Genomic DNA, 18,742 nt, shown 5'->3' with positions numbered 1-18,742 from the left:
TGGGCCTGATTCAGGGAATGGGTATGGCCGCCCGCAGCGCGGTAGAGGAAGCGGGATGACGCCGAATGTGAAGAAACACCCAGGCGGGAAGATGCTTCCGGCAGAGCCCGCGCGCCGCACCCGAGGGACAGCGGAAGCGGGCGAATCGCCGCGATGCCTTTGCGGCCAAGGCACGTTCAGAATACGGTTCCCGCGCCAGAATCGCAACTGGAACCGTGCGAAAGATCGTGGCCCAACGGGTCCAAAGGTGAATCTGGGCCAGATTATCGGCCCCCATCAGCCAAACGAACTCGATCCGGGGAAAGCGGCGGACCAGCACGGCCAGCGTATCGGCGGTAAAGCGGGTGCCAAGGCTGGTCTCCAGCGCGGTGACCCGCAGGGCGGGATGACCGGCCGCCATGCGCCGGGCAGACTCGACCCGGCTGGACAGGGGTTGGGTCTCGGCAGTGGATTTTAGCGGGTTCTGCGGACTCACCATCAACCAGACCTGATCGAGGCCAAGCCGCCGCATCGCCTGAAGCGCGGCGTGGCGATGGCCGTCATGGGCGGGGTTGAACGAACCGCCCAGCAACCCGACTCGCGCCCGGCAGCGATTGCCGTGCGGGTTGGGGGGCAGGGGAAGAGGAGACAGGGGCGGCATCGATCCTATCCCAGCAGCAGGTCGCGAGCCTGATTAAGCCGGGCCGCGATCCAGGTCGATCCGCCGCGATCGGGATGATTGGCCTGCATCAGTTTACGATGGGCGGCGCGGATCTCGTCTGGACGGGCATTGGGGGAGAGGCCAAGTATCTCATACGCCTGGGCACGAGTCAGCCCTCCCACACCAGCCGGCGGCGGAGGGGGAGGGGCGGCCTCGGCGGGCTGCCCCNGCAGCATCCGCCAGAATTGGTGCAGCCGCATCGCTCGCGACAGCCAGGGCGACAATCCGGCAAGCAAAGCGATCAGACCGGCCAGCCGACCGCTGAGAAGAAGGGCCATGCCGATCACCGCCACCGCCAGCAGAGCGACGGAGATCAAACCGGACCTGATCTTTCCCGGCGGTTGCCGGATCAACCAGCCCAATCCGGCCAGCGCCAGCAGCAACCCAGCGGCGGCTAGAAGAATCCAGGCCAGCATCGATATCCTCGCGCAATCGGGGAAAAGCGGCGGAGCGGCACGGTCATTCGATCTCGAACACTTGATGGCTGCCGGTCAATTCGAGCAGACGTAAAACCGTCGGCGTCGCTCCGCGTAGCGTCAGCCGCGCGTCGATGCCGGTAACAGCGTCGCGGACCAGATACAGCATGCCAAGTCCGACCGAATCGATGCGTGGCACCCGGCTGAGATCGACGATGACCCGACTGACCCGGATCGGGGAAATTTCATCGATCAGGTGTTGGCAGGAACTGCCGGCGGTATGATCGAGGCAACCGTCGAGAGACACGGTCAAGACGGACTCGGCGTGGGACAGGAGAGCCTTCATGAGTCCTCGGGTCGGGGGGAGGGGACACTCGAATCAAGTATGCCCTCAGATGCGCCGCTTCTCCAGACTCTCGTGCGGGCTGCGTCTGGTCCGCCTTCAATCCACGTGTCATACTTACCCAAGTCTTTCTCCGCTTTGCTGAGGCGCCATGGAGATGTTTCCGCCGATCGAACCGATACAGGTCGGGCTGTTGCCGGTCGGTGACGGCCACCAGCTTTACTGGGACGTCTCGGGCAATCCATCCGGTCCCGCGGTCCTGTTCGTCCATGGCGGGCCGGGAGCAGGCACACAACCGACTTATCGCCGCTTTTTCGACCCCGCTTTTTGGAAAATCGTTCTGGTCGATCAGCGCGGCTGCGGACGCTCGCTACCCGAGGCGTCGATCGTCGCCAACACCACCCCTCATCTCGTCGCCGACCTCGAAGCGCTCCGGCTTCATCTCGGGATCGAGCGCTGGCTTCTGTTCGGCGGTTCGTGGGGAAGTACCCTGGCCCTGGCCTATGGTCAGGCGTTCCCGCAGCACTGCCTCGGCTTCGTCCTGCGCGGAGTGTTTCTGTTCTCGATCCCCGAGATCGAGTGGTTCATGACCGGCATGGGGCATTTCTTCCCCGAGGCCGGACGGCGCTTCGCCACGTTTCTTCCCCCCGCCGAGCGAACCACCCCGCTGGCGGCATGGCAAAAGCGGCTGAACGATCCCGATCCGTTAATTCATTTATCGGCGGCGCGGGCGTGGTGCGCCTATGAAGAGGCCTGCGCCCGAATCATCCCTCGCCCCGACGATGGCCTGCCGGTCGGGCCGGGCGTGCTGTCGATGGCGCGGATCGAGGCCCATTACATGGCCAATGACGGTTTCCTGACACCGAACCAATTACTGGACGGGATGGAGGCGATCCGACATCTGCCCGCCATCATCGTCCAGGGGCGTTACGATGTGATTTGTCCGCCCGTCACCGCATTCGAACTGGCCCGCGTCTGGCCGGAAGCCTTGTTGAGGATACTCCCCAATGCCGGACACGCGGCGATGGAACCACCGCTGCGCTCGGCGCTGATCGAAGCGGTCGAACAAATGAAAGCGGTGGTCATCGATTGATCGACACAGGATCGGACGGAGCGACTGAAACAATGAACAGAATCGCCTTCACGGTTCCGCCGCTTGCGGAAGCCTCGGCGGCGGGCCTATAACCGCGATAGTCCCCCCAAAGGTCGCGGAGCGTGCGATGATTTTAGTCACCGGCGGCGCCGGCTTCATCGGGTCAAACATCCTGGCGGCGCTGGAACAGCGCAATGCTGGAAAATTGGTGGCGTGCGACAGGCTGCGCAGCAACAACAAGTGGCGCAACATCGCCAAGCGCGAGCTGGCCGACATCGTTCATCCCGAGCAATTATTCGATTTCCTTGAGGCAAATCGCAAAGGCATCGAGGTCATTTTTCACATGGGCGCGATTTCGGCCACCACCGAGACCGACGCCGACAAGATCGTCGCCAACAATTTCTCGTTGACGCTCGCGCTGTGGAAATGGTGCGCGATGAACAACGTGCGGATGATCTACGCCTCATCGGCGGCGACCTATGGTGACGGTACCCACGGCTTCGACGACGATGCATCGATCGAGCATCTGGCGAAGCTGCTCCCGCTGAACGCCTATGGCTGGTCGAAGCATCTGTTCGACCGCCGCGTGGCGCGCAAACTGTCGGTCGGGTCGCGCCGCCCGCCGCAATGGGTCGGGTTGAAGTTCTTTAACGTCTACGGTCCCAACGAATACCATAAGGGAACCCAGCAGAGCGTGGTGGCCCAGATTTATCCCCACGCCGTCGCCGGAGCCGCTTACCAGCTGTTCCGCTCGCATAATCCGAAATACCCGGACGGCGGGCAGTTGCGTGATTTCATCTGGATCGGCGATGTCATCGACGTGATGATGTGGGCTTACGACAACCCCCAGGTCAACGGCCTGTTCAATGTCGGCACCGGCAAGGCGCGGTCGTTCCTTGATCTGGCCAATTCGGTCTATCGCTCGGTTGGGCGCGAACCGCAGATCAAGTTCCGCGATACCCCGATCGAAATCCGCGACAAGTACCAGTACTTCACCGAGGCGCGGATGGACCGCCTGCGCGAAGCGGGCTACGACCGTCCCTTCACCGGACTGGAGCAGGGCGTCGAAACCTATGTGAAGCGCTATCTGGCGGCAGCGGATTCGTACCGATGAGCTTTGCCCTCACCTACCCCCAGATCGACCCAGTTGCGCTGCAACTGGGTCCGTTCGCGATTCGCTGGTATGCCCTGGCCTATATTTCCGGGCTGCTGCTGGGCTGGCGTTATGTCAAGGCGCTGGTCGCCCGACCGCCCAACGCGATGACCGAAACCGAGGTTGACGACTTCCTGGTCTGGGCGACGTTGGGGGTGATCCTGGGGGGGCGGCTGGGCTATGTCCTGTTCTACAAACCCGCTTATTTCTTAGCCAATCCGCTTGAGATCCCGATGCTGTGGCATGGGGGCATGTCCTTCCATGGCGGGGCGCTGGGCGTGATGCTTGCCGTCGTGCTGTTCGCCAAGAAGAACCGGCGCAACATGTTCCTGATCGGGGACGTGATTTGTTGTGCCGAGCCGATCGGTCAGTTCTTCGGTCGTATCGCCAATTTCATCAATGGCGAGTTGTTCGGCCGTGTCGCCCCCTCAGACCTGCCCTGGGCGATGGTGTTTCCCCATGGCGGACCCGAGCCGCGCCACCCCAGCCAGCTTTATCAAGCCGGGCTGGAGGGGGCCGCACTGGGGCTGATCCTGTTCCTACTGTGGCGCTTCACCGCCATCCGCCACCATCCCGGCGCGCTGTCCGGCGTGTTCATGGCCGGATACGGTCTGGCCCGGATGGTCGGCGAAATCTTCCGCCAGCCCGATGCCCATCTTGGCTTCCTGTGGGGCGGCTTCACCATGGGTCAGTTGCTGTCGGTACCGCTGGTGCTGTTTGGGGCTGGCCTGATCGTCGCGGCCTATCGGGGCAAAACCGCAACCGCCTGAACCGCCGCCCGTCTATGAGCCAAGGTGACATCATGACCCAGCCATTGGCGCACATTCTGGCCGAGACAATCCGAGTGCGGGGACCGATTTCCGTCGCCGAGTACATGGCGGCGGCGCTCGGTCACCCCGAACACGGCTATTACACCGGACATGACCCGTTCGGTCTGGGCGGCGATTTCACCACGGCACCGGAAATCAGCCAGATGTTCGGCGAGTTGATCGGACTATGGTGCTTGCTGGCGTGGCAGGCGATGGGATCGCCGGCGCGGCTGGTTCTGGCCGAGATCGGGCCGGGACGCGGGACGTTGATGGCGGATCTGCTGCGCACCGCCCAGGTCCGTCCGGCCTTTGCTGCCGCGCTGGAGGTGGTTCTGGTCGAGACCAGCCCGGCGTTACGCAACCGTCAAGTTCAGACTCTGGCCGGGCACAAAGTCACTTGGGTCGAGCGGGTTGAGGACTTGCCGCCAGGTCCGTTGCTGGTGATCGCCAACGAACTGTTCGACGCCCTGCCGATCCGCCAATTCGAGCGCAAGGATGGCGTTTGGCGCGAACGGCGAGTCGGACTGGACCCGGACGGCGGATTCGTCTTCGTCGCCGGAGCCGAATCCAACGCGCCCGAACTCCCCGCCGAGGCCGCCGAAGGAGCAATCGCCGAGATCGGAGAGGCCGGTCTGGCCCTGGCAACGTGGCTGGGACGCCGCCTATGCGCTGATATCGGCGCCGCCCTCATCATCGATTACGGCCATGAATCAGGCGGAATCGGCGATACTCTTCAGGCGGTGCGCCGTCACCGTTATCACCCCGTGCTGGCCGATCCTGGCCGCGTCGATCTGACCGCCCATGTCGATTTCGCCCGACTGGCGGCGGCGGCGCGACAGGCCGGAGCACGGATTGACGGGCCGGTCTCTCAGGGGCTGTTCCTGTCGCGGATGGGGATCGAAGAGCGGGCGACGATGCTGATGCGGGAAGCAACGCCAGAGCAGGCCGCCGCCCTGGCCGCCGGAGCGCGGCGCTTGATCGATCCCAGCGAAATGGGCACCCTGTTCCGCGTTCTCGCCCTGGCCTCTCCAACCCTGCCCAAGCTTACTGCTCTGAACGTGCCTCAAGGATCATCCCCCCCATGATCACCCTATCGATTTTGAACGAGATTTCGTGCCTGCGGCACGGCTTTTTTACCCGCGAAGGGGGCGTTTCGACCGGCATTTACGCCTCGCTCAACTGTGGCCCCGGCTCGAAAGACGATCCCGCCGCCGTCGCCGAAAACCGCGCCCGCGTGATGGCGATGTTGGACCAACCCGCCGACGCTCTGTGCACGCTGCATCAGGCCCACACCGCCGAAGTGGTGGTGGTCCGTGAAAAGTGGGATCCGGCACATCCTCCGGTCGCCGATGCGATGGTGACTGACCGGCCCGGCCTCGTGCTTGGCATCCTCACCGCCGATTGCGCCCCGGTTCTGCTCGCCGATGCCCGCGCCCAGGTGGTTGCCGCCGTCCATGCCGGATGGCGCGGCGCATTGAGCGGCGTGCTCGACAATGCGATCACCGCGATGGTCGGCTTGGGGGCGAAAACCGACCGCATCGTCGCCGCAATCGGCCCCTGTATCGGCCAGCGCAGCTATGAAGTCGGCCACGATTTTCCCGAGCCGTTCATCGATGGCGACATCATCAACGCCGATTTCTTCGCGCCATCGCCTTTTACCGAGGGACGCTATCTGTTCGACCTGCCGGGCTATGTCTCGCGCCGCTTGTCGCGGCTGGGAGTGACTGACGTCTCGCGGGTTCCCGCCGACACCAACCGGGACGAGACACGCTTTTTCAGCTATCGCCGCGCCACGTTGCGGGGCGAACCCGATTACGGACGCCAACTTTCCACTATTCTGCTCGAAGGCTGAACCGGGTGCGCGCCGCTGCGCTGATCCTGCCCTTATTGATTGTGGTTGGCTGTGGCGATGTCCCCCAGCCGTTCCGTCACGACGGCCCCAACGTCGCCCTGGCTCCGGTGGCGGCACGATCCGTGCTGGTGCGCCGGATCGACGAATCCCCGCGCGGTGCCATGCTGGCGGACGCGGTCGTTCGTCGCCTGCTCGACTCGGAGATTCCCGCCACCACCCGCAGCGGCGGCGGTGGCGGCTGGACCTTGATCTCCGAGGCAGAAGAGGGAGCGACCACGACGGTCTTACGCTGGCGGCTGGTCCGCGCCGATGACGAAATCGCCGCCGATCTGACTCAGACCATTCCAGCCGAAGTCTGGCGGACCCCCACCCCCCGCCTGATCGACGGACTGGCCGCCGATCTGGTCGAAAAAGCGATGCCGGTTCTGAGCGGCGGCCCGACCGCCGCCCCACCGACTCCGCCGCCCGCGCCAACCACGGTGCGGCTGGTGCCGCTGTCGGATCTGCCCGGCGACGGCAACGCCGCATTGAGCAACGCGCTGCGGAAACTGCTGGAAAAGTCAGGCTTCAAGCCGGTGGAGGGTGACGGTGCCGCTGATTTCGTCATGCGGGTCCAGGCGACCGTTACCGCCGCCGCCGGTGGACAGGAGACCCTGACGATGGTCTGGATTGTCGCCGGTGCCGACGGCGCCGAACTGGGACGGATATCCCAGCAGGGCGCGTTGCCGAAGGGACGTCTGGCCGGACCCTGGGGGTCGTTGGCCTCGGACATCGCCGCAGGCGGAATCGAAGGACTCGCCGAACTCGTCCGCGCCGCCAAACGGAAGTAACGCCCCGACACAGGTCATCCCGTGTCAGCCCTCTTCCCGCCCGGAAGCGGCGGGTGTAGGGTGTTCGCCAGTTTTCTGACCCACGGAACCCTCATGACCGATAACGACAGCAAGGCCGCCGCATCCAAGATGTGGGGCGGTCGCTTTGCCGGTGGCCCCGCCGCGATCATGCGGCGGATCAACGCCTCAATCGATTTCGACCGCCGCCTGTATGCCCAGGATATCCGAGGCTCGCAGGCACATTGCCGGATGCTGGCCGCCCAGAAGATGATCGGTGCCGACGATGCGGCGGCGATCCTGGACGGACTGGAACGAGTCCTGGCCGAAATCGAGGCCGGAACCTTCCCGTTCCGCGCCGAGCTGGAAGACATCCACATGAATGTCGAAGCCCGGCTGGCCGAACTGATTGGTGAACCGGCGGGTCGGCTGCACACCGCCCGCTCGCGCAACGACCAAGTGGCAACCGACTTCCGCTTGTGGGTACGCGATGCCATCGACGGGATGGAAGCCGGTCTGAAAGACCTCGTTCTGGCCCTGCTCGACCGCGCCGAGGAACATGCGGCGACGGTAATGCCGGGCTTTACCCACCTTCAGGCGGCCCAGCCGGTGACCTTTGGTCATCACCTGATGGCCTATGTCGAGATGATCGGACGCGACCGCGGCCGTCTGGTCGATGCGCGCCGGCGGCTGAACGAATCCCCGCTGGGATCGGCGGCGCTGGCGGGCACCTCGTTCCCGATCGACCGCGAGGCCACCGCCCGTGCGCTTGGGTTTGACCGGCCGATGCGGAATTCGCTCGACGGCGTGTCGGATCGCGATTTCGCGCTGGAATTCCTGTCGGCCTCGGCGATTTGTGCGGTGCATTTATCGCGTCTGGCCGAGGAACTGGTGATCTGGACCAGCGCGCAATTCCGCTTCGTCTCGCTGTCCGATGCCTTCACCACCGGCTCGTCGATCATGCCGCAAAAGCGCAATCCCGACGCCGCCGAGTTGATCCGCGCGAAAACCGGCCGAGTGATCGGCGATCTGTCCTCGCTGCTGATCGTGATGAAGGGTCTGCCGCTGGCCTATTCCAAGGACATGCAGGACGACAAGGAGCCGGTGTTCGAAGCCGCCGACACGATGGAACTGGCGATCTCGGCAATGGCCGGGATGATCCGCGACCTGACGGTCAACGAGGCGGTGATGGCCGCCGCTGCCGGAGCGGGCTTCACCACCGCCACCGACATCGCCGATTGGTGCGTGCGGGCGCTGGGGATGCCGTTCCGCCGCGCCCACCACGTCGCCGGGTCGCTGGTCAAGCTGGCCGAGGACAAAGGCGTCGGTCTGGAAGACCTGTCGCTTGAGGACATGCAGGCGGTCGAGCCGGGCATCACCGAAGAGGCTCGCGCTGTTCTGACGGTCGCTTCGTCGGTGGCCAGCCGCACCAGCCAAGGCGGAACCGCTCCGGTGCGAGTGCGCGCCGCCATCGCCGAGGCCCGCGCCCGGCTGGCGGAGGAAGGGCGGTGACCCGCCGCAGGCTGCTCGGATTTTTAACGGCTGGGCTGGGAGCTTCGGTCCTCAGCGCCTGCGGCCGCCGAGGCAAGCCGGAAACGCCCGAGGGCGCGACCTACCCGAACGTCTATCCCTACACACCCTATCCCGGTCAGAAAGCGACGACCCGGACCGGGGCCGGGGAGGCGAACCGTGCGCCACCCCCTGAAACGGACCAATCCCGATGAACCATTTCGACTATCAGGACGGCGTTCTGTTCGCCGAGGGCGTTTCGATTCCCCGCATCGCCGCGGATGTCGGCACCCCGTTCTATTGCTACTCGACCGCGACGATTGAGCGGCATTATACCGTCCTGGCCGAGTCCCTGGCGGCAGCGGGGCTGAAGGCAACGATCTGTTTCGCTTGCAAGGCCAATCCCAATCTGGCGGTCATTCGAACGCTGTCGCGGCTTGGTGCCGGTGCCGATGTGGTCAGCGAGGGCGAACTGCGCCGGGCGCTGGCCGCTGGCGTACCCGCCGAACGGATCGTCTTTTCCGGGGTGGGCAAGACCCGCGACGAACTGGCCTTTGCCATCGAGTCCGGGATCATGCAGATCAACGTCGAGTCCGAACCTGAGTTGCTGATGCTGTCCGAACTGGCGACGGCGGCAGGACGCGAGATCGAAGTGGCGATCCGGGTCAATCCCGACGTCGATGCCAATACCCACGCCAAGATCACCACCGGCAAGAAAGAAAACAAGTTCGGCATCGAATGGACCCGCGTCCGCGAAGTCTATGCGATTGCCCGTGCCCTGCCGGGTCTCGTGCCGGTGGCGGTGGCCTGCCATATCGGCTCGCAATTGACCGAGATCGGGCCGTTCCGCGAAGCCTTCCTGCGGCTGCGCGATCTGGTCCAGGTTCTGCGCAGTGACGGCACCGATATCCGCCGCCTCGATCTCGGCGGCGGTTTGGGTGTGCCCTATGATGGCGAGACGCCGCCCTCTCCGGCCGCCTATGCCGGTGCGATCGCCGAGACGTTAGGCGATCTGGGCTGTAGCGTCCTCGTCGAGCCAGGCCGATTGCTGGTCGGCAATGCTGGCCTGCTCGTCTCGTCAGTGGTGCGGGTCAAAACGGGTGCAACCCGGACCTTCGTCGTCGTCGATGCGGCGATGAACGACCTGATGCGTCCCGCATTGTACGACGCTTATCACGCGATCCATCCTGTGACCGAACCCTCCGCCGAAGTCGAAGCGGTGCCGGTCGATATCGTCGGCCCGGTCTGCGAAACCGGCGACACCTTCGCCCGTCAACGCCCCCTGCCCCCAGTCCAGGCAGGGGATTTGCTGGTGTTCGCCACAGCGGGCGCTTATGGCGCGGCGATGGCCTCGACCTACAATTCGCGGCCGCTGGTGCCCGAAGTGATGGTCAACGGCAACCGCTTCGCGGTGGTGCGGGTTCGGCCCAGTTACGAGGAAATGATCGCCTTTGACCGCCTGCCGGATTGGCAGAGCGATACGAAGACGGGTCAATAACGTCAGGCGCCGATTCGGCGTTACTTCGCGGCGCGGTCGATCTCGCGGGCCAAAGAAATGTCCCGCTCGGTCAGACCGCCCGCTTCGTGGGTGGTCAGGGTGATCTCGACCCGGTTCCAGCGGTTGGTCCAGTCGGGGTGATGCTCAAGCCGTTCGGCGGCAAGCGCCACCCGCGTCATGAAAGCGAAGGCCTCGGCGAAATCGCGAAAGACGAAATCGCGGGCAAGAGAACTGCCGCCGTCGCGTTCGGTCCAGCCGGAGAGGCTGGCCAACGCGGCGGTGCGTTCGGCACCGGACAGGACGGGATTCATCTCAGACATGCCTCCACGAGTTGCATATTCTTGACACATGGGTGACGCTGGCACCATCGGCAAGGACACGATAAACTCGGGCGATGATGAGCAGACTGATCCCACACTACGCCACGCCGCCTTCGATCGCCGATCTCGACACTATCGCCGCCGCCGCCTTTGCCGAGATTCCCGAGGAATTGCGCCGTCACGTCGCCGATGTTCTGATCCGCGTCGAAGATTTTCCCGACGAAGATGTCGAGCGTGAGATGGATCTGGAAAGCCCGTTCGATCTGCTCGGGCTCTATCGCGGTTCGGCGATGGACATCCACGCTTTTGGCGGCGTGCCGGGCTCGGTCGATATGATCCTGCTCTACCGCCGTCCGATCCTCGATTATTGGTGTGAAACCGGCGAAGATCTCTCGACGCTGGTCCGCCACGTTCTCATCCATGAAATCGGCCACCATTTCGGCCTGTCCGACGACGACATGAGCCGAATCGAAGACGAGGTCTGAACATGGACTCGCCGCGCCGAGGGGTGGCGGCGATTCTGTTCTTGTTGTCCGTTCTGCTGGCTTTCCCCGCTCCGGCGTTGGCCAGCAGCGAGCTTCGTATTCTGGCGCGCACCGCCACCCTATCTCCCGAACTGATCGAAAAATTCAAGCGCGAGACCGGCATCGCCGTCGATGTCACCGAAGTCGCCGATCATGCCGAAATGATCCGTCGCCTGCGCACCTCCCCCCCCGGTTTCGATATCGCCTTCCCGTCCGATCATCATGTCGCCGGACTGATCGGACAGGGAGGGCTGGAACGGATCTGGGCCGACCGCCTTCCAGGCTTCTGGAACATCGAAGACCCGTGGCGGTCGCGCTCGTTCGACCCTCGCAACGAATACACGATTCCGCATCAGTGGGGGACGATCTCGTTCACCGTCGATACCACGGTTCATAAAGGCGACATCGACAGCCTGTCGCTTCTGTTCTCACCGCCTGCGGAATTGGATCGCCGGATCGGACTCCTGGACGATTCTGTGATGCTGCGCCTCGCCCTGATCCAAGCGGGCGAGCCACGGTGCACCTCCGACCCCGCCCGACTCGACCGAGCCGTTACCCTCCTGAAACCCTTGATGGCACGGGCGCGGCTGATCCCGATCAGTCAGGTTGCCTCTGCTTTACGAAACGAGACGTTGGCGCTGGCCGTTACCACCAGCGGCGATGCAATGCGCGCCCGCGATGAGCGGCCGACTTTGGCCTACGCCTATCCACGCGAAGGCAATCTGGTCTGGACCGATGTCGTCGCTGTGCCGCGTCATCCGCCCAACCGTACCAATGCGCTGAAGTTCATCGCTTTCATGCTACGGCCAGAGAATGCAGCGCTCGACACCAACTATAACGGGTATGCAACGATGATCCGCGGAGCCGAGGCGCATCTGAGGCCCGAGGTGCTTTCGGCCCCTGAACTGGTCGCGCCCTGGCCAGCCAAGGTCGGATTCCTGGTGTCCTGCAACCCAGAAATCCACCGCTATCACGATATGGTCTGGTCCAATATCCGCACCGGCGAATAAGCGTTTGCCCACCTCAGCCTATTTGCGTTTGATCCGTCGCACATTCCTTCGGCAAACATTGAACGAGCGGCATAGAGACTTTAATTGGCGTCGCTAATCCAGGGCAGGGGGTGCACCGCCACCCCTTCCTCATGCAAATCACGCGCCTCATCGTGGGTCGCCTCGCCATAGATCGGGCGGACATCGGACTCGCCGTAATGAATCCGGCGGGCCTCCTCGGGGAAACGGTCCCCGACATAATCGCAATTTTGCTGGACCTGCTTCTTGATCTCCAGCAAGGCGCGGCGGACATCCCCGGCAACACGGTCGAAATCGGGCGGAGGCGAATCGCCCCGGCTCTGCACCAAACGCGGAGCCATCGGCGCTTTCGAGACGTCTTTATCGCCGCAAACCGGGCAGGCGATGGCTCCCTCCGCCGATTGGGCCTCATAGGCGGCCCCGTCGCGGAACCACGCCTCGAAATGATGTTGCAAGGCGCAACGCAATTCGAACAGGATCATCGGCGCACCGCGAAAGTCTGCCCACGCCCCAATGGCGCGGACTCCTCAACATTATACATCCACGCCTTCCACCGAGTCAGCCGTCACATCCGCAAGGGCACGAAGGGCCGGTCGTGATCAAGACAGGGGATCTTCCTGCGCGCTTCGCCGACACGGCGAGGGTCGATCTCGGCGATGACCCAGCCCGGTTGCTCCAAAGCATCGGCGAGAATTTCACCCCAAGGCGAAACGATCAACGCGTGACCATACGTTTGGCGATTGTTGACGTGTTCGCCACATTGAGCCGGAGCGAAAACATAGCATCCGGTCTCAATCGCCCGCGCCCGGAGCAGAACGTGCCAGTGCGCCTTGCCGGTGGTACGGGTAAACGCGGCCGGAACCGTCAGAAAGTCACAACCGGCCTGGGCCAGATCGCGGTAAAGCTGGGGAAAACGCAGATCGTAGCAGATCGACAACCCCAAACGCCCCCACGGCAAATCGGCGGCAACAGAACGGTTGCCGGGCGAGAACGTACTGGATTCGCGATAGACCTCGCCCAAGCCGAGATCGACGTCGAACATATGAATCTTGTCGTAACGGGCGCGAATCTCGCCCAACGGATCGATCACGAAGCTGCGATTGGCGATCATTCCGCCATCAAGCAGAATATGCAGGCTGCCCAGATGCAGCCAGACCCCGATCTCGCGGGACAGATCGCGGAAAAAGGCCAGGGCCGGATGGTCTTCCTCGGCAGCGGCGTTCAGCACCAAAGCCGAACGACCCCACTCCATCAGGGCTACGTTCTCGGGCATCAGAATCAGGTCGGCCCCAGCGGCGCGCGCCTCGACCGCCAGGGTCGCGGCCACCTCGCAATTGCGCATCATGTCGGTGCCGGAATTGACTTGAAGACAGGCTGCCTTGAACGATTTCATTCCATACCCTCTTCGGCTGGGGATTCGTCGGGAAAACCGTCAAGACGACGGAGCGCCTCTCCGGTGACCATCGCGGCGGCCAAGGCGACGTTAATGGAACGCGGTCCCGTCACCATCGGGATTCGTACCCGCGCGGCCGCCAGTGCCGCGATATCGGGCGGAACGCCGCTACTTTCCCGACCGACCATCAAAGTGTCGCCGGGCAAAAAGGAAAAGTGGTCGTGACGGTGCTCGCCGCGCGTAGTCAACAGCACCAGCCGCCGCCCCGTCTTCGCCAGTGTCAGAGCAAACGCCTCCCACGAAGCATGACGAACCACACGCGCACGGTCCAAATAGTCCATTCCGGCACGTTTTAACTTGCGGTCGTCAAAGACAAAGCCGCACGGTTCAATCACATCGACTCCCAATCCAAGACAGGCGGACAAGCGAAAAAGTGTGCCCGCGTTTTGAGGGATGTCGGGTTGAAATAGAGCCAGACGGAGCCGCTCCATGGGGTGAAACTCCTTGCGCGTCAAGGTCTGGCGAGAAATGTGCGCCGATTGGCTGGCCGACGACTGAAAATCAGGTATCATGACAGCTTGGCCCTGGGGCTAGAGGGCTGTTGAATCGGGCCATCCATTGTGTTTAATAGTCTCGCTTCCGCGGGCCAACAAGAGGATTTGAAATGGCTGATACGGCAAAGAATGCCCAGCCCTCGGCGGCGGACGGGCAAACGCGGCGGGATTTCCTGCTGCAGGCCGCGTCCACCGTCGGCGTGGTCGGGACGGGCATCGCCCTGTGGCCGTTCGTGCATAGCATGAACCCGGCTGCTGATACCTTGGCGCTGTCCACCACCGATGTAGACCTGTCGGCAATTAAGCCTGGACAGGCCATCACTGTGGTTTGGCGTGGAGCTCCGGTTTTCGTCCGGAGCCGAACGGCCGAGGAAATCGCCTCTGCACAGGCGGTAAACCTGTCCGAATTGCGAGATCCGCAGTCCGACGCCATTCGGGTTAAAAACCCGCAATGGTTGATTGTTGTGGGCATCTGCACCCACCTCGGCTGCGTTCCGCTGGGCCAGAAGCCGACCGATCCCCGGGGGGAATGGGGCGGCTGGTTTTGCCCGTGTCACGGGTCGCAGTATGATACCTCGGGTCGCATCCGCAAGGGGCCGGCACCGAAGAATCTGGCTGTACCCGCCTATCAATTCACCAGCGATACCACCGTACGGATCGGCTGAGGGGGACCGTCATGAGTGGCTTCAAGAGCAACAACGCGGTAGTCAACTGGGTCGAAGACCGGTTGCCCGTGTTCTCGATGTTGCGCCACAGCGCCGTCGAGTATCCGACGCCGAAAAATCTGAATTACTGGTGGAACTTCGGCTCTCTTGCCGCGTTCACGCTGGTGATCCTGATCGCGACCGGCCTGTTCCTGGCGATGAATTACACGCCGAACAGCGCCCTGGCTTTCGATTCTGTTGAGCGCATTATGCGCGACGTCAATTACGGTTGGCTGTTGCGCTATCTGCATTCCAACGGCGCCTCGATGTTCTTCATCCTGGTGTACATCCACATTTTCCGCGGCCTGTACTACGGTTCGTACAAGGCTCCGCGCGAATTGCTGTGGTTCATCGGCATCGCCATTTATCTCACGATGATGGCCACAGGCTTCCTCGGCTATGTGCTCCCCTGGGGCCAGATGTCGTTCTGGGGCGCCACGGTCATCACCAACCTGTTCTCGGCGTTCCCGCTGATCGGCGATTCGATCGTCACCCTGCTGTGGGGCGGCTTCTCGGTCGATAACCCGACCCTGAACCGGTTCTTCGCCCTGCACTTCCTGCTGCCCTTCGTCATCCTGGGGCTGGTTGCTCTGCACGTCTGGGCTTTGCACAGCGTGAAGTCGAACAACCCGCTGGGCATCGAGATGAATGGCCCGCAGGACGCGATCCCGTTCCATCCTTACTACACGGTTAAGGATCTGTTCGGCATCGGCGTGTTCCTGATGATCTATATGGCCTTCGTTTTCTGGGCGCCCAACTTCTTCGGCGAGCCGGATAACTACATCCCCGCCAACCCGATGCTGACCCCGCCGCACATCGTCCCGGAATGGTACTACCTGCCGTTCTATGCGATCCTGCGTGCGTTCACCGTCGATCTGTGGTTCATCCCGGCCAAGCTGCTGGGTGTGGTGGCGATGTTCGGTGCCATCCTGATCCTGTTCGCCCTGCCCTGGCTGGACTCCTCCAAAGTCCGTTCGGCGACCTTCCGGCCGCTGTACCGCCAGTTCTTCTGGCTGTTCGTCATCAATGCCTTTGTTCTCGGCTATTGTGGCGCCAAGCCGACGACCGACTTCCTGGTCACCGTCAGCCAGATCGCGACTGCCTACTACTTCGCTCACTTCCTGATCGTGCTGCCCTGGCTGTCACGTAAGGAAAAGACCCTGCCCCTGCCGGCGTCGATCTCCGCTCCGGTGGTCAAGGCGATCGCGGTCGGTGCCATGCTTCTGATCGGTGCCACTGGTTTCTCCGGCACGGCTCAGGCGAATACCGCGACCCATGAGTTGCTGAAGCCCGAAGGCGGTTTCTCGTGGGGAGGCGTGTTCGGCCGCTATGACCGTGCTGCTCTGAAGCGCGGTTGGCAGGTTTATCACGAGGTCTGCTCGAACTGCCATGGCGTGAAACTGGTCGCTTTCCGCAATCTCGCCGCCGTCGGCCTGACCCCGGAAGAGATCAAGGCCATCGCCGCCGAGAAGGAAGTCCTGGACGGCCCGAACGACGAAGGCGCGATGTTCCAGCGTCCGGCTCGTCCGGCCGACCGTATCCTCTCGCCCTATGCCAACGACAAGGCGGCTGCGGCGATCCATGGTGGTGCGGTTCCGCCCGATCTGTCCCTGATCGTCAAGGCCCGCGCCAACGGTCCGAACTATGTCTACTCTCTGCTGCTCGGCTACCCCGACGCCCCGCCTGCGGACGTCGCGATCCCCGAAGGCAAGATGTACAACACCTACTTCCCCGGCTACGCCATCGGCATGCCGCGGCAGGTGTTCGATGACGTCGTGACCTATGCCGACGGCACCAAGGCGACCCAGGAACAGATCGCCAAGGACGTGGTGACGTTCTTGAACTGGGCCGCCGAACCTGAGCTGGAGGCCCGCAAGAGCCTTGGCGTCAAGGTGATGGTGTTCCTCGCCCTTCTGACCGCCCTGCTCTTCGCCCTGAAGCGGCAGATTTGGAAGGACGTTCACTAAGAAAATTTGGTTCGGATCGCAGAGAGCTTTCTCTCAGATCCTAATCAAATGACGACAGGACGGCCGCCATCGAGTTCGATGGCGGCCGTTTTCTTTTGCGGCAAGACGGATCGAGACGCCACCAATCCCCCCGGATGTGACGGAAACAACCGCCCATACCACAGGCTGTAGAGGGCAGGGGTTCGTTTGATTTGGCCCGAGCCTGCGGCCATGCTATGGTCCGCCGCGCCGAAAAAACCGACCGGGCGGAGCCTTGACCAAGCAAAAAATCACCTTCGATCATTCGACACGTGTTCTGGTGCGGCGTCTGTTCCGCGAAGGCATGCGTCCTTATCTGGGCAAAATTGCCCTGGCGGTTCTGTGCATGGTGGTGGGAGCGGCGGCAAACGCCGCCTACGCCTTGCTGATGGACCCGGTGGTCAACAAAATATTCACCGAGCGGCAATCCGCCTTCCTGTTGCCACTGGGACTGGCGGTTCTGGCCGCCTTTGCGGTCAAGGCACTGTGCAATTACGGCGAGGCGGTGTTTCTGTCGCGGGTCGGCCTTCGGGTGATCGCCGACATGCAAATGCGGCTGTTTTCGCATCTTATGCGACTCGACGTCGCCTATTTCCAGGCCAATTCAACCGGCAAGATTCTGTCGCGTCTGACCAATGACATCTCGCAGATGCGCTTTGCCGTGTCGGACGCGCTGACCGGCGCGGGCAAGGATGCCTCGTCACTGATCTTCCTGATCGCCGCGATGTTCTATCAGGACTGGGAATTGTCGCTGTGGACCTTCTTTGTCTTCCCGCTGGCGATCTTGCCGATCAGCAAGCTGGGACGGCGGATGCGCAAGGTCACCGCCAACACCCAGGAGCAGATGGGACTGCTGACCACCTATCTGGAGCAATCGGTTCAGGGTGTCCGGGTGGTTAAGGCTTATGGGATGGAGGATTACGAAAAGACCCGTGTCCGCCAGTTGATCGAGACCTTGCAGGATCTGGTCTATCGCGCGGCTCGGGTGCGGTCGGCCTCATCTCCGATCATGGAATTCCTGGGCGGCGTCGCAATCACCGTGGTGATCCTTTATGGCGGCTCGCGCGTCATCGACGGGCACACGACTCCTGGCGCGTTCTTCTCCTTCATCACCGCTCTGATGCTGGCCTATCGCCCGCTGAAATCGCTGGCCTCGCTCAACACCAATCTTCAGGAAGGTTTGGCGGCGGCGGCACGAACCTTTTCGGTTCTGGACGCCCAGCCCGAGATTCAGGACCATCCCTCCGCCCGCGAATTGCTGGTACGCGAAGGCCATGTCCGTTTGGAGGGCGTGTTCTTCACGTATGACGGCAGCCGCGCCGTGCTGGATGGGATCGACTTGTCGGTTCCGGGCGGGCGCACCGTCGCATTGGTCGGACCATCGGGCGCGGGCAAATCGACTTTGCTCAACCTGCTGCCGCGCTTCTTCGATGTCACCGACGGACGAGTCTGCATCGACGGCCAGGACATCCGTGACGTCACGATGGCTTCGCTGCGGTCGAAAATCGCCCTGGTCAGCCAGGAGATTACCCTGTTCGACGACACGATCCGCGCCAACATCGCTTATGGCCGTCCCGGTGCCAGCGACGATGAGATCGTTCAGGCCGCCCATGCGGCCGCAGCGCACGAATTCATCATCGGCCTGCCCCACGGCTATGACACCGTTGTCGGAGAACGCGGTCTGAACCTGTCGGGCGGCCAGCGTCAGCGCATCGCCATCGCCCGTGCGATGCTGAAGAACGCGCCCATCCTGCTGCTCGACGAGGCGACCAGCGCGCTCGACACCGAATCCGAGCACCAGATTCGAGCCGCACTCGACCGACTGATGCGGGGACGGACCACCATCGTCATCGCTCATCGGCTCTCCACCGTGGTTGGAGCCGATCTGATCCACGTCATGGATCGCGGCCGCGTGGTTGAAACCGGCACTCACGCCATGCTGATGGAGCAGGGCGGACTGTATGCCCGTCTCTACGCCATGCAATTCGCCGAGGAGACCGCCGAAGGCGGCACACAATAAGGAGACCCGGAAGG

At 63.0% G+C, this 18,742-nt stretch carries 20 protein-coding genes and 1 pseudogene; 14 read left to right on the top strand and 7 right to left on the bottom strand.

The annotated features are described in order from the left end of the window. Positions 1 to 10: 10 nt before the first annotated feature. The 3 genes from PHAMO_RS10345 to PHAMO_RS10335 form a co-directional block, all read right to left on the bottom strand. On the bottom strand, positions 11 to 640 hold the full coding sequence (locus PHAMO_RS10345; protein ID WP_002729115.1) for a nicotinate-nucleotide adenylyltransferase: 630 nt from the start codon (positions 638 to 640) through the stop codon (positions 11 to 13). Between the two features lie 5 nt (positions 641 to 645). Next, positions 646 to 876: a DnaJ domain-containing protein gene (locus PHAMO_RS20460; protein WP_456085336.1), complete on the bottom strand. Its 231-nt coding sequence runs from the start codon at positions 874 to 876 to the stop codon at positions 646 to 648. Between the two features lie 283 nt (positions 877 to 1,159). Next, a complete protein-coding gene (locus PHAMO_RS10335; RefSeq protein ID WP_002729111.1) occupies positions 1,160 to 1,462 on the bottom strand; it encodes an STAS domain-containing protein in 303 nt (100 codons plus the stop codon). A 148-nt stretch (positions 1,463 to 1,610) separates the two neighbouring features. Between PHAMO_RS10335 and pip the strand changes: the two genes are divergently transcribed. The 8 genes from pip to lysA all read left to right on the top strand — a co-directional run bounded on the left by pip (position 1,611) and on the right by lysA (position 10,200). Further along, positions 1,611 to 2,552: a prolyl aminopeptidase gene (gene pip, locus PHAMO_RS10330; protein WP_002729109.1), complete on the top strand. Its 942-nt coding sequence runs from the start codon at positions 1,611 to 1,613 to the stop codon at positions 2,550 to 2,552. Positions 2,553 to 2,679: 127 nt separating this feature from the next. After that, positions 2,680 to 3,666, top strand: coding sequence for an ADP-glyceromanno-heptose 6-epimerase (gene rfaD / locus PHAMO_RS10325; protein ID WP_002729107.1), 987 nt, complete (start codon positions 2,680 to 2,682; stop codon positions 3,664 to 3,666). Continuing rightward, positions 3,663 to 4,475 (top strand): prolipoprotein diacylglyceryl transferase, encoded by an 813-nt coding sequence (gene lgt, locus PHAMO_RS10320; RefSeq protein ID WP_002729104.1) that lies wholly within the window; start codon positions 3,663 to 3,665, stop codon positions 4,473 to 4,475. Before rfaD ends, lgt begins: the two co-directional genes overlap by 4 nt. A 32-nt stretch (positions 4,476 to 4,507) precedes the next feature. Then, on the top strand, positions 4,508 to 5,599 hold the full coding sequence (locus PHAMO_RS10315; protein WP_002729102.1) for a class I SAM-dependent methyltransferase: 1,092 nt from the start codon (positions 4,508 to 4,510) through the stop codon (positions 5,597 to 5,599). After that, a complete protein-coding gene (gene pgeF / locus PHAMO_RS10310) occupies positions 5,596 to 6,366 on the top strand; it encodes a peptidoglycan editing factor PgeF (RefSeq protein ID WP_002729100.1) in 771 nt (256 codons plus the stop codon). Before PHAMO_RS10315 ends, pgeF begins: the two co-directional genes overlap by 4 nt. Positions 6,367 to 6,371: 5 nt before the next feature. Then, complete coding sequence (locus PHAMO_RS10305) at positions 6,372 to 7,196, top strand: hypothetical protein (protein WP_002729097.1); 825 nt, start codon at positions 6,372 to 6,374, stop codon at positions 7,194 to 7,196. 93 nt (positions 7,197 to 7,289) lie between these two features. Then, the gene (gene argH / locus PHAMO_RS10300; RefSeq protein ID WP_002729095.1) at positions 7,290 to 8,705 is read left to right on the top strand and encodes an argininosuccinate lyase; all 1,416 of its coding nucleotides are present in this window, start codon (positions 7,290 to 7,292) and stop codon (positions 8,703 to 8,705) included. A gap of 208 nt (positions 8,706 to 8,913) precedes the next feature. Beyond that, the gene (gene lysA / locus PHAMO_RS10295) at positions 8,914 to 10,200 is read left to right on the top strand and encodes a diaminopimelate decarboxylase (RefSeq protein ID WP_002729091.1); all 1,287 of its coding nucleotides are present in this window, start codon (positions 8,914 to 8,916) and stop codon (positions 10,198 to 10,200) included. Positions 10,201 to 10,220: 20 nt separating this feature from the next. On the opposite strand, the gene PHAMO_RS10290 is transcribed toward lysA, so the two are convergent. Then, a complete protein-coding gene (locus PHAMO_RS10290) occupies positions 10,221 to 10,511 on the bottom strand; it encodes a 4a-hydroxytetrahydrobiopterin dehydratase (RefSeq protein WP_002729089.1) in 291 nt (96 codons plus the stop codon). An 83-nt stretch (positions 10,512 to 10,594) separates the two neighbouring features. On the opposite strand from PHAMO_RS10290, the gene PHAMO_RS10285 reads away from it, so the two are divergent. Together PHAMO_RS10285 and PHAMO_RS10280 are read left to right on the top strand one after the other, a co-directional pair. Next, complete coding sequence (locus PHAMO_RS10285) at positions 10,595 to 11,005, top strand: metallopeptidase family protein (RefSeq protein WP_002729087.1); 411 nt, start codon at positions 10,595 to 10,597, stop codon at positions 11,003 to 11,005. Positions 11,006 to 11,007: 2 nt separating this feature from the next. Next, on the top strand, positions 11,008 to 12,054 hold the full coding sequence (locus tag PHAMO_RS10280) for an extracellular solute-binding protein (protein ID WP_002729085.1): 1,047 nt from the start codon (positions 11,008 to 11,010) through the stop codon (positions 12,052 to 12,054). A gap of 80 nt (positions 12,055 to 12,134) precedes the next feature. Here the strand turns inward: PHAMO_RS10280 and PHAMO_RS10275 are convergent, their stop codons facing one another. The 3 genes from PHAMO_RS10275 to PHAMO_RS10265 form a co-directional block, all read right to left on the bottom strand. Beyond that, the gene (locus PHAMO_RS10275; RefSeq protein ID WP_002729083.1) at positions 12,135 to 12,554 is read right to left on the bottom strand and encodes a DUF1178 family protein; all 420 of its coding nucleotides are present in this window, start codon (positions 12,552 to 12,554) and stop codon (positions 12,135 to 12,137) included. An 83-nt stretch (positions 12,555 to 12,637) separates the two neighbouring features. Continuing rightward, entirely contained in the window at positions 12,638 to 13,465 is an 828-nt protein-coding gene (locus PHAMO_RS10270; protein ID WP_002729081.1) for a carbon-nitrogen hydrolase family protein, read from the bottom strand. Beyond that, complete coding sequence (locus PHAMO_RS10265) at positions 13,462 to 13,956, bottom strand: tRNA (cytidine(34)-2'-O)-methyltransferase (protein WP_002729079.1); 495 nt, start codon at positions 13,954 to 13,956, stop codon at positions 13,462 to 13,464. Before PHAMO_RS10265 ends, PHAMO_RS10270 begins: the two co-directional genes overlap by 4 nt. A gap of 173 nt (positions 13,957 to 14,129) precedes the next feature. Between PHAMO_RS10265 and petA the strand changes: the two genes are divergently transcribed. From petA to msbA, 4 genes and pseudogenes are all read left to right on the top strand, one after another. Continuing rightward, positions 14,130 to 14,684: a ubiquinol-cytochrome c reductase iron-sulfur subunit gene (gene petA, locus PHAMO_RS10260; protein WP_002729078.1), complete on the top strand. Its 555-nt coding sequence runs from the start codon at positions 14,130 to 14,132 to the stop codon at positions 14,682 to 14,684. A gap of 11 nt (positions 14,685 to 14,695) precedes the next feature. Continuing rightward, a pseudogene (locus PHAMO_RS20055) lies at positions 14,696 to 15,916 on the top strand (cytochrome b); the annotation flags it as partial. A 24-nt stretch (positions 15,917 to 15,940) separates the two neighbouring features. After that, entirely contained in the window at positions 15,941 to 16,690 is a 750-nt protein-coding gene (locus PHAMO_RS20050) for a cytochrome c1 (protein WP_235720830.1), read from the top strand. Positions 16,691 to 16,943: 253 nt separating this feature from the next. Next, positions 16,944 to 18,728, top strand: coding sequence for a lipid A export permease/ATP-binding protein MsbA (msbA, locus tag PHAMO_RS10250; RefSeq protein WP_002729070.1), 1,785 nt, complete (start codon positions 16,944 to 16,946; stop codon positions 18,726 to 18,728). Positions 18,729 to 18,742: the final 14 nt, after the last annotated feature.

Source organism: Magnetospirillum molischianum DSM 120 (assembly GCF_000294655.1).
Lineage (GTDB): Bacteria > Pseudomonadota > Alphaproteobacteria > Rhodospirillales > Magnetospirillaceae > Phaeospirillum > Phaeospirillum molischianum.
This window is presented reverse-complemented; position numbering and strand designations above follow the sequence as displayed.

What these genes read in the sequence shown, in the direction of transcription:
- PHAMO_RS10345 (WP_002729115.1), bottom strand. Translation starts at nt 640, where the DNA reads ATGCCGCCCCTGTCTCCTCTTCCCCTGCCCCCCAACCCGCACGGCAAT.
- PHAMO_RS10335 (WP_002729111.1), bottom strand. Translation starts at nt 1,462, where the DNA reads ATGAAGGCTCTCCTGTCCCACGCCGAGTCCGTCTTGACCGTGTCTCTC.
- pip (WP_002729109.1), top strand. Translation starts at nt 1,611, where the DNA reads ATGGAGATGTTTCCGCCGATCGAACCGATACAGGTCGGGCTGTTGCCG.
- rfaD (WP_002729107.1), top strand. Translation starts at nt 2,680, where the DNA reads ATGATTTTAGTCACCGGCGGCGCCGGCTTCATCGGGTCAAACATCCTG.
- lgt (WP_002729104.1), top strand. Translation starts at nt 3,663, where the DNA reads ATGAGCTTTGCCCTCACCTACCCCCAGATCGACCCAGTTGCGCTGCAA.
- PHAMO_RS10315 (WP_002729102.1), top strand. Translation starts at nt 4,508, where the DNA reads ATGACCCAGCCATTGGCGCACATTCTGGCCGAGACAATCCGAGTGCGG.
- pgeF (WP_002729100.1), top strand. Translation starts at nt 5,596, where the DNA reads ATGATCACCCTATCGATTTTGAACGAGATTTCGTGCCTGCGGCACGGC.
- argH (WP_002729095.1), top strand. Translation starts at nt 7,290, where the DNA reads ATGACCGATAACGACAGCAAGGCCGCCGCATCCAAGATGTGGGGCGGT.
- lysA (WP_002729091.1), top strand. Translation starts at nt 8,914, where the DNA reads ATGAACCATTTCGACTATCAGGACGGCGTTCTGTTCGCCGAGGGCGTT.
- PHAMO_RS10290 (WP_002729089.1), bottom strand. Translation starts at nt 10,511, where the DNA reads ATGAATCCCGTCCTGTCCGGTGCCGAACGCACCGCCGCGTTGGCCAGC.
- PHAMO_RS10285 (WP_002729087.1), top strand. Translation starts at nt 10,595, where the DNA reads ATGATGAGCAGACTGATCCCACACTACGCCACGCCGCCTTCGATCGCC.
- PHAMO_RS10280 (WP_002729085.1), top strand. Translation starts at nt 11,008, where the DNA reads ATGGACTCGCCGCGCCGAGGGGTGGCGGCGATTCTGTTCTTGTTGTCC.
- PHAMO_RS10275 (WP_002729083.1), bottom strand. Translation starts at nt 12,554, where the DNA reads ATGATCCTGTTCGAATTGCGTTGCGCCTTGCAACATCATTTCGAGGCG.
- PHAMO_RS10270 (WP_002729081.1), bottom strand. Translation starts at nt 13,465, where the DNA reads ATGAAATCGTTCAAGGCAGCCTGTCTTCAAGTCAATTCCGGCACCGAC.
- PHAMO_RS10265 (WP_002729079.1), bottom strand. Translation starts at nt 13,956, where the DNA reads ATGGAGCGGCTCCGTCTGGCTCTATTTCAACCCGACATCCCTCAAAAC.
- petA (WP_002729078.1), top strand. Translation starts at nt 14,130, where the DNA reads ATGGCTGATACGGCAAAGAATGCCCAGCCCTCGGCGGCGGACGGGCAA.
- PHAMO_RS20050 (WP_235720830.1), top strand. Translation starts at nt 15,941, where the DNA reads ATGCTTCTGATCGGTGCCACTGGTTTCTCCGGCACGGCTCAGGCGAAT.